Annotated in this window: 10 protein-coding genes and 1 pseudogene; 9 read left to right on the forward strand and 2 right to left on the reverse strand. The window is 65.6% G+C overall.

Translation table 11 applies throughout. From position 1 onward, the window contains the following. Positions 1–117: 117 nt before the first annotated feature. Positions 118–2,496: a phosphoenolpyruvate synthase gene (gene ppsA, locus TEP_RS07585; RefSeq protein ID WP_093819147.1), complete on the reverse strand. Its 2,379-nt coding sequence runs from the start codon at positions 2,494–2,496 to the stop codon at positions 118–120. 145 nt (positions 2,497–2,641) lie between these two features. Here ppsA and TEP_RS07590 point away from each other — a divergent pair, with 145 nt between their 5' ends. The 3 genes from TEP_RS07590 (at position 2,642) to TEP_RS07600 (ending at position 4,611) form a co-directional block, all read left to right on the forward strand. Next, entirely contained in the window at positions 2,642–3,463 is an 822-nt protein-coding gene (locus tag TEP_RS07590) for a pyruvate, water dikinase regulatory protein (protein ID WP_025879262.1), read from the forward strand. A 106-nt stretch (positions 3,464–3,569) separates the two neighbouring features. Continuing rightward, on the forward strand, positions 3,570–4,082 hold the full coding sequence (locus TEP_RS07595; RefSeq protein ID WP_132824825.1) for a DUF1249 domain-containing protein: 513 nt from the start codon (positions 3,570–3,572) through the stop codon (positions 4,080–4,082). 40 nt (positions 4,083–4,122) lie between these two features. Next, a complete protein-coding gene (locus tag TEP_RS07600; protein WP_093819148.1) occupies positions 4,123–4,611 on the forward strand; it encodes an 8-oxo-dGTP diphosphatase in 489 nt (162 codons plus the stop codon). Between the two features lie 147 nt (positions 4,612–4,758). Here TEP_RS07600 and TEP_RS07605 read toward each other — a convergent pair. After that, positions 4,759–5,024 (reverse strand): annotated as a pseudogene (locus TEP_RS07605) (methyltransferase); the annotation flags it as partial. A 390-nt stretch (positions 5,025–5,414) separates the two neighbouring features. On the opposite strand from TEP_RS07605, the gene TEP_RS07610 reads away from it, so the two are divergent. Genes TEP_RS07610 through TEP_RS07635 form a run of 6 tightly spaced genes read left to right on the forward strand, consistent with a single transcriptional unit; the run spans position 5,415 to position 9,264 of the window. Further along, the gene (locus tag TEP_RS07610) at positions 5,415–6,029 is read left to right on the forward strand and encodes a phosphatidylcholine/phosphatidylserine synthase (protein ID WP_025879258.1); all 615 of its coding nucleotides are present in this window, start codon (positions 5,415–5,417) and stop codon (positions 6,027–6,029) included. 22 nt (positions 6,030–6,051) lie between these two features. Beyond that, positions 6,052–7,125 carry a class III poly(R)-hydroxyalkanoic acid synthase subunit PhaE gene (gene phaE / locus TEP_RS07615; RefSeq protein WP_132824826.1) on the forward strand — a complete coding sequence of 358 codons (1,074 nt, stop codon included), beginning with the start codon at positions 6,052–6,054 and terminating at the stop codon, positions 7,123–7,125. 3 nt (positions 7,126–7,128) lie between these two features. Next, on the forward strand, positions 7,129–8,196 hold the full coding sequence (locus TEP_RS07620; RefSeq protein WP_132824827.1) for a class III poly(R)-hydroxyalkanoic acid synthase subunit PhaC: 1,068 nt from the start codon (positions 7,129–7,131) through the stop codon (positions 8,194–8,196). Next, positions 8,193–8,561 (forward strand): YfeK family protein, encoded by a 369-nt coding sequence (locus TEP_RS07625; protein ID WP_132824828.1) that lies wholly within the window; start codon positions 8,193–8,195, stop codon positions 8,559–8,561. Before TEP_RS07620 ends, TEP_RS07625 begins: the two co-directional genes overlap by 4 nt. Positions 8,562–8,611: 50 nt before the next feature. Further along, the gene (locus TEP_RS07630; RefSeq protein ID WP_025879254.1) at positions 8,612–8,815 is read left to right on the forward strand and encodes a PspC domain-containing protein; all 204 of its coding nucleotides are present in this window, start codon (positions 8,612–8,614) and stop codon (positions 8,813–8,815) included. Then, positions 8,812–9,264 (forward strand): hypothetical protein, encoded by a 453-nt coding sequence (locus TEP_RS07635; protein ID WP_132824829.1) that lies wholly within the window; start codon positions 8,812–8,814, stop codon positions 9,262–9,264. Before TEP_RS07630 ends, TEP_RS07635 begins: the two co-directional genes overlap by 4 nt. Positions 9,265–9,661 lie beyond the last annotated feature (397 nt).

Consider the following 9,661-nt stretch of genomic DNA (forward strand, 5'->3'; position numbering starts at 1 on the left):
GGAACATGGCGTACGCGGACGCCAGAAACAGCAAGCCCCGCAGAGGCGGGGCTTGCGTGCAGCTTCAGTATGGGCAGGCGTCGATGAAAGCGACGTCAGCCATCACACGTCAACAGGTCAACCCTTGGCCTTCAACTTGGCCAGGCGCAACCAGGTATCGACCACGGTGTCCGGGTTCAGCGACACCGACTCGATGCCTTCCTGCATCAGCCATTCGGCCAGATCCGGATGATCGGACGGGCCCTGGCCGCAGATGCCGACGTACTTGCCCTTGGCACGTGCCGACTTGATCGCCATCGACAGCAGCTTCTTCACCGCCGGGTTCCGCTCATCGAACAGGTGCGCCACGATCGACGAATCGCGGTCCAGGCCGAGGGTCAGCTGGGTCAGGTCGTTGGAGCCGATCGAGAAGCCGTCGAAGATCTCCAGGAACTCATCGGCGAGCAGTGCGTTGGACGGCACTTCGCACATCATGATGATCTTCAGGCCGTTCTCGCCCTGCTTGAGGCCGTTCTGGGCCAGCACCTCGACGACCTTGCGCCCTTCTTCCAGGGTGCGCACGAACGGGATCATGACCCACAGGTTGTCCAGGCCCATCTCGTTGCGCACGCGCAGCACGGCCTTGCACTCCAGTGCGAAGGCGGCCGAGAAGCTCGGATCGACGTAACGGCTGGCGCCGCGGAAGCCGATCATCGGGTTCTCTTCGTGCGGCTCGTAGTTGCTGCCGCCGATCAGGTTGGCGTACTCGTTGGACTTGAAGTCCGACAGGCGCACGATCACCGGGTTCGGCGCGACCGAGGCGGTCAGGGTGGCGATGCCTTCGGCCAGACGGTCCACGTAGAAGCCGACCGGGTCGGAATAACCGGCGATCTTCTCGTCGATCTTCTTCTTCGTCGCCGCGTCCTGGCGGTCGTATTCCAGCAGCGCGTTGGGGTGGATGCCGATGTGGCTGGCGATGATCATTTCCAGGCGCGCCAGGCCGATGCCGGCGTTCGGCAGCTGGCCGAAGTCGAAGGCACGTTCCGGGTTGGCCACGTTCATCATGATCTTCAACGGTGCCGGCGGCATGTTGCCCAGATCGGTGGTGGTGCGTTCGAAGCCGAGCTTGCCTTCGTAGATGAAGCCGGTATCGCCTTCAGCGCAGCTGACGGTGACCAGCTGGCCATCCTCGATGACCTTGGTGGCGTTGCCCGAACCGACCACGGCCGGCACGCCCAGCTCGCGCGCGATGATCGCCGCATGGCAGGTACGGCCGCCGCGGTTGGTGACGATCGCCGAGGCGCGCTTCATCACCGGTTCCCAATCGGGATCGGTCATGTCGGCGATCAGCACGTCGCCCGGCTGCACGCGGTTCATGTCTTCCAGCGTCTTTACCACACGCGCCACGCCGGCACCGATCTTGGCGCCCACGGCGCGGCCTTCGGCCAGAACGTTGCCGCCCTTTTCGGTCAGCGCGAAACGCTCGATCTGGGTGGCATGGCTGCGCGACTTCACGGTCTCCGGGCGGGCCTGCACGATGAACAGCTTGCCGCTGACACCGTCCTTGGCCCACTCGATGTCCATCGGGCGGCCGTAGTGCTTTTCGATGGTCAGCGCCTGGCGCGACAGTTCGGCCACGTCTTCATCGTTGATCGAGAAGGTGCTGCGCAGTTCGGCCGGGGTGTCCTCGATCCTGACGCGCTCGCCAGGGACATCCGAATACACCATGCGGATCGCCTTGCTGCCGAGCGAGCGGCGCAGGATCGCCGGCTTGCCGGCCTGCAGGGTGGGCTTGTAGACGTAGAACTCGTCGGGGTTGACCGCGCCCTGCACGACCATTTCGCCCAGGCCGAACGAGGAGGTGACGAACACCACGTCGCGGAAGCCGGATTCGGTGTCCAGGGTGAACAGCACGCCGGACGCGCCCACGCCCGAACGCACCATCAGCTGCACGCCTGCGGACAGGAACACATCCTCGTGCTTGAAGCCATGGTGCACGCGGTAAGCGATGGCACGGTCGTTGTACAGCGAGGCGAACACTTCCTTGACCTTGTGCACGACATCGTCGGCACCGGTGACGTTGAGGAAGGTTTCCTGCTGGCCGGCGAAGGAGGCATCGGGCAGATCTTCGGCGGTGGCCGAGGAGCGCACGGCCACGGCCACGTCGCCGCCGCCGTTGTCGGCGCTCAGCTTGGCGTAGGCGCTGCGGATGTCCTGGTCCAGCTGCGGCTGCAGCGGTGCATCGATCACCCAGCCGCGGATTTCCTTGCCGGCTGCGGTCAGCGCGTTGACGTCCTCGACGTCCAGCGTGGCCAGCTTGTCGAAGATGCGCTTGGACAGGTCGTTGTGCGCGATGAAGTCCTTGAAGGCTTCAGACGTGGTCGCGTAGCCTCCCGGAACGGAGACGCCCAGACCGGCAAGGTTGCCGATCATCTCGCCCAGCGAGGAATTCTTGCCGCCTACGCGGGCCAGGTCGGCCAGACGCAGTTCGTGCAACCACAGGATGTTCTCGTTCAAGCGCGATGCTCCGTTTGGCCATCGCCCGAGGCGGGCTTTGATGGCCGCGTCCGTAGGAAGAAGCCGATATGATGCCGGGCAGACCACCGTCGGCACAAGCTTGTGTTGGCGGCCCTTTTAGGCTTCGTAGGGGGTAAATGCGCGCATGTCGACCATCCGTCCGGTGTTCTACGTTTCCGATGGAACCGGTATCACCGCTGAAACCATTGGGCATAGCCTGCTGACCCAGTTCTCCGGGTTCAGCTTCATTACCGACCGGATGTCATTTGTCGATGACCCCGAAAAAGCCCGCGAAGCCTGTGCCCGGATCCAGGCGGCGGGGGAGCGCTACCAGGTCCGGCCGATCGTGGTGAACTCCTGCGTGGACCAGAGCCTGAGCCTGATCCTGGCCGAAAGCGGGGCGCTGATGCTGGATGTGTTCGCCCCGTTCATCGAGCCGCTGGAGCGCGAACTGTCCAGCTCGCGCCTGAACCGGGTCGGCCAGGCCCACGGCATGGTCGACTTCGATACCTACCACCGGCGCATCAACGCGATGAACTTCGCGCTGACCCACGACGATGGCATCGCGGTGAACTACGACGATGCCGACGTGATCCTGGTGGCGGTGTCGCGGGCGGGCAAGACGCCTACCTGCATCTACCTGGCCCTGCATTACGGGGTGCGCGCGGCCAACTACCCGTTGACCGACGAGGATCTGGAGAGCGACCGCCTGCCGCCGCGCCTGCGCAACTACCGGCGCAAGCTGTTCGGCCTGACCATCGACCCGGACCGCCTGCAGCAGATCCGCCAGGAGCGCCGGCCCAATTCGCGCTACGCCAACCTGGACACCTGCAAGCGCGAGGTGGCTGCGGCGGAGGTCATGTTCCAGATGGAACGCATCCCGACCCTCAGCACCACCCATACCTCGATCGAGGAGATCTCCAGCAAGGTACTCGGTACGCTGGGGCTGCAGCGCGAGCTGTATTGACCGTGGCCTGCCTGCGTGGTGGGTATCGACCGTTGGTCGATACAGGGCCCCTTTGGCCGGGGGCGATCAGTCCCCACGTTGAAGGGCCAACGTGTAGGATCAGCCCATGGCCCGAGCATTGCCCCGTACCGAGCGCATTCCCCGCCTGAGCCGGCTGAGCTGGCTCATGGGGCTGTACGCAGAGAACTATCGTCATCTGGTGCGCCTGTTCGCGCCGGCCGAGCTGGTGGCGGGAAGCTACGTCTCTTCGGTGGGCGATGGCCTGGATGTTCGCCTGGACGTGATCGAGTGCCACCGCTACACGGTCGAGCTGCGCCTGACCTACGACCTGGCCGACCCCGTGACCGGTGAACCGGACCCATCGGCCTTCGTCCGCCTGTACCGGGACGCGCGCCAGGCCGAGACCACCCACTGCTACGTCGGCCGCCGCTGGCAGGACACGATGGGCCTGTACCCACCGCCGGCCGAGCTGATCAGCCATCGCATGCGGATGAACACCTTCCTTGGCAAATGGCTGGAATACCTGGCCGAACGCGGCCATGGCGTGGCCACTCTGCACCGTGATCCAGACGGCAACACCGTGGGTGCCGGCGACCGTCGCCTGTCGCTGGTGCGTTGATCGGCCATAATCCACGGCTGACCCGCCGCCGGATTCGCACATGCCGTATACCCCGATCGTCGCCACCCTGGGCTATGTGCTCTCGCCCGATCGCCGCCAGGTGCTGATGATCCACCGCAATACCCGGCCGGGCGACCACCACCTGGGCAAGTACAACGGCCTGGGCGGCAAGGTCGAGCCGACCGAGGACGTTGCCGCCGGCATGCGCCGGGAAATCGCCGAGGAAGCCGGTATCGACTGCACGGCCATGCGCCTGCGCGGCACCATCAGCTGGCCGGGTTTCGGCAAGCATGGTGAGGACTGGTTCGGTTTCGTGTTCGTCATCGACAGCTTCGAGGGTGCCCCGCACGGCGGCAATCACGAGGGCACCCTGGAGTGGGTGGACGTGGACAAGCTCGACCAGCTGCCGATGTGGGAGGGCGACCGCAACTTCCTGCCGCTGGTGTTCGATGCCGATCCGCGCCCGTTCCACGGAGTGATGCCTTACCGGGATGGGCGCATGCAGAGCTGGTCCTTCAGCCGGCTGTGAGGCATTCCGGAGGCCGCTGCGCTCGCCGGACATGGTCCGGCGCTACCATCCGGCGTACCGGAGGCCGCTGCGCTCGCCGGACATGGTCCGGCGCTACCCATCCGGCGCAGCCTCGGTAGCGCCGGGCCATGCCCGGCGGGGAGAGCTTCAGCGCCGATGTGCCAGCAGCAGGTGGAAGTGCTTTTCCCGCCGCTGGCCGTCATTACCGGTCGTGCATTCGCGATGCGAGCGCCATGCCGTGACGGTGAAGCCGGACACCAGCAGCGCCAGCTCCACTGCGTCCAGCTCATGCAGCTCAACGTCCCCGGCAAAGGGCAGGCTGCGCATGAATCCAGCCTCGCCGAAGGCCAGGCATAGCCGCCGCCGCGATGCAGCACCCGTGCCAGTTCATCCAGTACCGGGGCCAGGTTCGGCCGGCGCAACTGCGCGGCCAGGGTGCGTGCATCCAGCATCAGCATCGTCCGTCGGTAAGGAGTCGAACGTGGCGGCGGCGGGTCCGCCGCAGACCATAGCGCTGGCGGATCGGCTTGGGAAGTAGGGAAACCCCGGCTTGTGGTGATGAGGAAATGTCCAGCGTCGCAGTCGGTGAGAACCAGTTGTCCACAGGGGGTGTGGATTACGCGTGGGCAACTTTGTGGATAAGCGCTGACAGGCGCCACCCCCCTAGGCTGTCAAGATGGGTGGCGAAAAATTCACCGCTGGTGAGGATCGGTGAGTGACGGGTGAAGGACGGGGGCAGGCCACGCTGTTGCCGGTGGCGGCGCTCGCGGTACCCTGTGGGCCTTGATGCCCCGTGAGACTTCATGAAACGTCACTTCTCGATGCTGCGCGAGTTCCATCTGGCGGACTGGTTCACCCTGGCCAACGCTTTCTGCGGCACCGGCGCGGTGTTTGCCGCGATGCGTTTCCTGCAGGATGGCGAGCGCGGCTACCTGCTGTTCGGCATGGCGCTGATCCCGCTGGCTTTCATTTTCGACGCACTGGACGGCCGCATCGCGCGCTGGCGCAAATCCAGTTCGACCCTGGGCCGCGAGCTCGACTCGCTGTCGGATGTCATTTCCTTCGGGGTCGCACCCGCAGCGCTGGCCTATGCCTGTGGCATGCAGGGGGGCTGGGACTGGCTGGTGCTGAGCTACTTCGTCTGCTGCGGCGTCAGCCGCCTGGCCCGTTACAACGTAACCGCCGAGGCGATGAGCGGTGACGAAGGCAAGGTGAAGTACTTCGAGGGAACGCCGATTCCCACCAGCCTGGCGCTGGTGATCGTGCTGGCGATCGCCGCCGGCACCGATGCCATCGGCCACGACCTGTGGCTGGGCCAGTGGCAGATTGGCCCTTGGCAGCTGCATCCGTTGGTGCTGCTGTTCGCGTTGTCCGGGTCGCTGATGATCAGCAAGACCCTGCGCATTCCCAAGCCATGACCCAGCCCTGCGGAGGAGCGCGATGACCAGCTCGGCCAACGACGCCGGCAGCAGCGATTTCGAAAATCTGGCCCGCCAGTACTTCGGCGCCTGGGGTGATGCCTTGCGCCATGCAGCCGTGCCGGGAACCCCGGCGGGCGACGACCCGGGCAGCTGGAAGCGCCTGTTCGACTGGTGGGGCCAACTGCTGCCCGGGACCGGTGCTGCTGCGCCCGAAGAGGCAGTGCGGCGGTTCCGCGAGCAGTCTGGCAGCTGGTACGGCACCATGCAGGAAGTCGCTGCACGCTTTGCCGGCCGCGATGCCAGCAGTGCCGAGGTCGCCCAGGCCTGGCGTGAAGCGGTGAAGGGGCAGGGCGACGGCATGCTGCAGTGGATGCTGCAGGGGGCCCGCGGCAGCACCCATGTGGACGCTGCTCCGCCCGAGTTCACGGCGTGGTTCCAGCAGTTGCAGACGCTGGCTGGCCCTTGGCTGCAGAGCCCGGCGTTCGGGCCCGGCCGCGAGCACCAGGCGCGGTGGCAGGCCCTGCTGCGCGCGCAGGAGGAGTACCAGCAGCATTCGCAGGCCTATGTCGAGCAGATCAAGCAGGCGCTGGAAGAGGCGTTCGACCTGTTCGAGCAGCGACTGGCCGAACACGAGCAGCCCGGCAGCCAGCTGACCAGCGCCCGGGCGATGTTCGATCTGTGGATTGAAGTCGCCGAGGAGGCCTACGCCAAGGTCGCCATGTCCGAGCCGTTCCAGCAGGTGTATGCCTCGCTGGGCAACGCACAGATGCGCCTGCGCGCAGGCCTGCAGCGCGAGGTTGAACAGATGAGTGAACGCATCGGCCTGCCCACCCGCAGCGAGATGGATGCCGCCCACCGTCGCATTGCCGAGCTCGAGCGCAGCCTGCGCCGGGTGCAGGCACAGGTGGCGGCGCTTGCCGGTACCGATGCCGTCGATCCGGTGGCCCAGCCAGCGCCTGCCAGGGTCAAGCCCGTCGCGCGCAAGCCAGCAGCGAAGAAGGCTGCAGCGAAGAAGCCTGCTGCGAAGAAAGCTGCTGCGAAAAAAGCGCCAGCGAAGAAGGCCACCACCCGCGCGACCACGCGGAAGTCGTAAGCCATGAAAGGACCGCTGGGCTTCAATGCCGATGACCTGATGCAGGAGACCCTGGCCATGCAGCGCAAGCTGATGGAAGGGTTGAAGCTGTTGCCGCAGGTCGAGGATGTCGACTATGGCGCCACCGCCCGCGAGGAAGTCTGGCGCGATGGCAAGGTGGTGCTGTATCGCTTCGTCGGCGAAAACGCGCCGGTGCTTCGCACACCGCTGCTGATCGTGTACGCACTGGTCAACCGCCCGTACATGGTGGACCTGCAGGCCGATCGGTCGCTGGTGCAGAAGCTGCTGGCATTGGGCCAGGACGTCTATGTGCTGGACTGGGGTTATCCGGACCGTTCCGAACGCTACCAGACGCTTGAGGACTATCTGCTGCGCTACATCGATGGCGCGGTGGATGCGCTGCGCGCACGCAGTGGAGGCCCGGTCGACATGCTGGGCATCTGCCAGGGCGGCGTGTTCGCCCTGTGCTACGCCGCACTGCGGCGGCAGAAGCTCGGCAACCTGATCACCATGGTCACCCCGGTCGACTTCCAGACCACCGACAACATGCTGTCGCACTGGGCGCAGCAGGTGGATGTGGATCTGCTGGTGGATACGCTGGGCAACATCCCGGCCGATCTGATGAATGCCAGCTACCTGATGCTCAAGCCATTCCGCCTGAACGTGCAGAAGTACGTGGGCCTGCTCGACATCCTCGATGACAAGGCCGCGCTGGAGGATTTCCTGCGCATGGAAAAGTGGATCTTCGACTCGCCGGACCTCGCGGGTGAAGCCTTCCGCGAGTTCATCAAGCAGTTCTACCAGGGCAACGGCCTGGTCAACGGCACCGTGCGCATCGGCGAAGAGGCGGTGGATCTGTCGCAGGTGACCCTGCCGGTGCTGAACATCTACGCCGAACAGGATCACCTGGTGCCACCGGATGCATCACGCGCGATGCGTGGCCGGCTGGGCACGCAGGACTACACCGAATCCAGTTTCCGCGGTGGGCATATCGGCATCTACGTCTCCGGCCGCGCGCAGCGCGAAGTGCCGGCGACCATCGACAACTGGCTGAAGGAACGCACGCCATGAAACATTCCCCTCTGCTCGCGCTTGCCCTGGCCCTTGCGCCGGGCCTCGCCGGTGCTGCGCCGAGCGCCGATGCGCGCCGCGAGATCGCGCAGTTGATCGGAAGCCTGGATGGCTCCCAGTGCCAGTTCCAGCGAAACGGCAGCTGGTACGGTCCGGCCGATGCGCGTTCCCACCTTCAGCGCAAGTACGACTACCTGCTGAAAAAGGACTTGGTCGACACTGCCGAGCAGTTCATCGAACGTGCGGCGAGCCAGAGCAGCATGAGTGGCAAGGCGTACCGGATCCGCTGCCCCGGCCAGCCCGAACAGACCTCCGCGGCGTGGTTCGGCGCCCGCCTGCAGGCCTTGCGCCAACGCACGCCGTAGACATTGCAGGCGCTACAGTGGCAACAGCCAGTCAGCCGGGAGACCTCGCCATGAACGCTGTGCCGCGCACCCTGTCGCGCTCGCTGAACGACCGCATGATTGCCGGGGTGATGGGCGGCATCGCCCATCGTTTCGGCTGGAACCCCACCCTGGTACGGGTGCTGTACGTGGTGGTCTCGCTGGCGTCGGCCGCCTTTCCCGGCATCCTGGTCTACCTGCTGCTGTGGCTGCTGATCCCCAACGAGGCGGATTGAACACCGCGTCCCGTCCCTGGCCGATCTGGCTGCGCGCGCTGCAGCTGCTGGGCGCGCTGTGGACCGCGCCCAATACCCTGATCGGTCTGCTGGGCGGTCTGGCCGGGTTGCTGGGGGGGGCGAAGATGCGCTGGAGCCGACGCGATTGCGCGGTGGTGTTCGACCACTGGCCCTGGGGCCCGGGCGGAGCGATCACCCTGGGCAACGTGATCCTGCACACCGGCCACGACCTGGGCATGTGCTGCCGTACCTACGCGCATCAGGCGGGGTGGGGCGTGGAGCCCTTGATCCGGCTGGAAGACCATGAGCGTGCTCACGTGTACCAGTATCTGGTGCTGGGGCCGCTGTATCTGCCGGTGTATCTGCTGTGTGGTGGTGTCAGTGCGCGTAATCCGTTCGAGCGTGCGGCCGATCATTACGCGCGGTTCGGGCACGGCTGGTGGCCATAGATTCCAGCCAACGGCGCAGCCCCTCGTGGGTGGGTCGCGAAATGCGATTCATGTGATCGGGCCGGGCAGGTGGGTTGCGCAGGGGCCGCTGCAAGTACGTCCTTGTAAGCTCGGTCGCCGCATCCATGCGGCTCACGCCCCTGCGCAACCCACCTGCCCGACCCCCTGACAGTTTCTCGGCGCGTCCACCCACGGACAAAGAAAAAGAACAGCAGAAGCGGGGTCGCGCGCTGCGCTTGCTCGTGTAGAGCCGAGCATGGGCTCGGCTCTACAGGAAACGGCCGGCCAGGCCGCTTTTGCTTTTGATNTTCTTTTTCTTTTCCGTGGGTGGCAGACCGCAGAAATCTGTCAGAGGGCGGTNGGGCTGGGTTCGCGGGGGTGTCCGCGGCATGGATGC

The organism is Stenotrophomonas sp. TEPEL (genome assembly GCF_004348785.1).
Classification (GTDB): Bacteria; Pseudomonadota; Gammaproteobacteria; order Xanthomonadales; family Xanthomonadaceae; genus Stenotrophomonas; species Stenotrophomonas indicatrix.

Excerpts from the sequence above, each read along its gene's own strand:
- TEP_RS07590 (WP_025879262.1), top strand. The coding sequence starts at position 2,642 with ATGTCGACCATCCGTCCGGTGTTCTACGTTTCCGATGGAACCGGTATC.
- phaE (WP_132824826.1), top strand. The coding sequence starts at position 6,052 with ATGACCAGCTCGGCCAACGACGCCGGCAGCAGCGATTTCGAAAATCTG.
- TEP_RS07625 (WP_132824828.1), top strand. The coding sequence starts at position 8,193 with ATGAAACATTCCCCTCTGCTCGCGCTTGCCCTGGCCCTTGCGCCGGGC.
- TEP_RS07595 (WP_132824825.1), top strand. The coding sequence starts at position 3,570 with ATGGCCCGAGCATTGCCCCGTACCGAGCGCATTCCCCGCCTGAGCCGG.
- TEP_RS07600 (WP_093819148.1), top strand. The coding sequence starts at position 4,123 with ATGCCGTATACCCCGATCGTCGCCACCCTGGGCTATGTGCTCTCGCCC.
- TEP_RS07610 (WP_025879258.1), top strand. The coding sequence starts at position 5,415 with ATGAAACGTCACTTCTCGATGCTGCGCGAGTTCCATCTGGCGGACTGG.
- TEP_RS07620 (WP_132824827.1), top strand. The coding sequence starts at position 7,129 with ATGAAAGGACCGCTGGGCTTCAATGCCGATGACCTGATGCAGGAGACC.
- TEP_RS07630 (WP_025879254.1), top strand. The coding sequence starts at position 8,612 with ATGAACGCTGTGCCGCGCACCCTGTCGCGCTCGCTGAACGACCGCATG.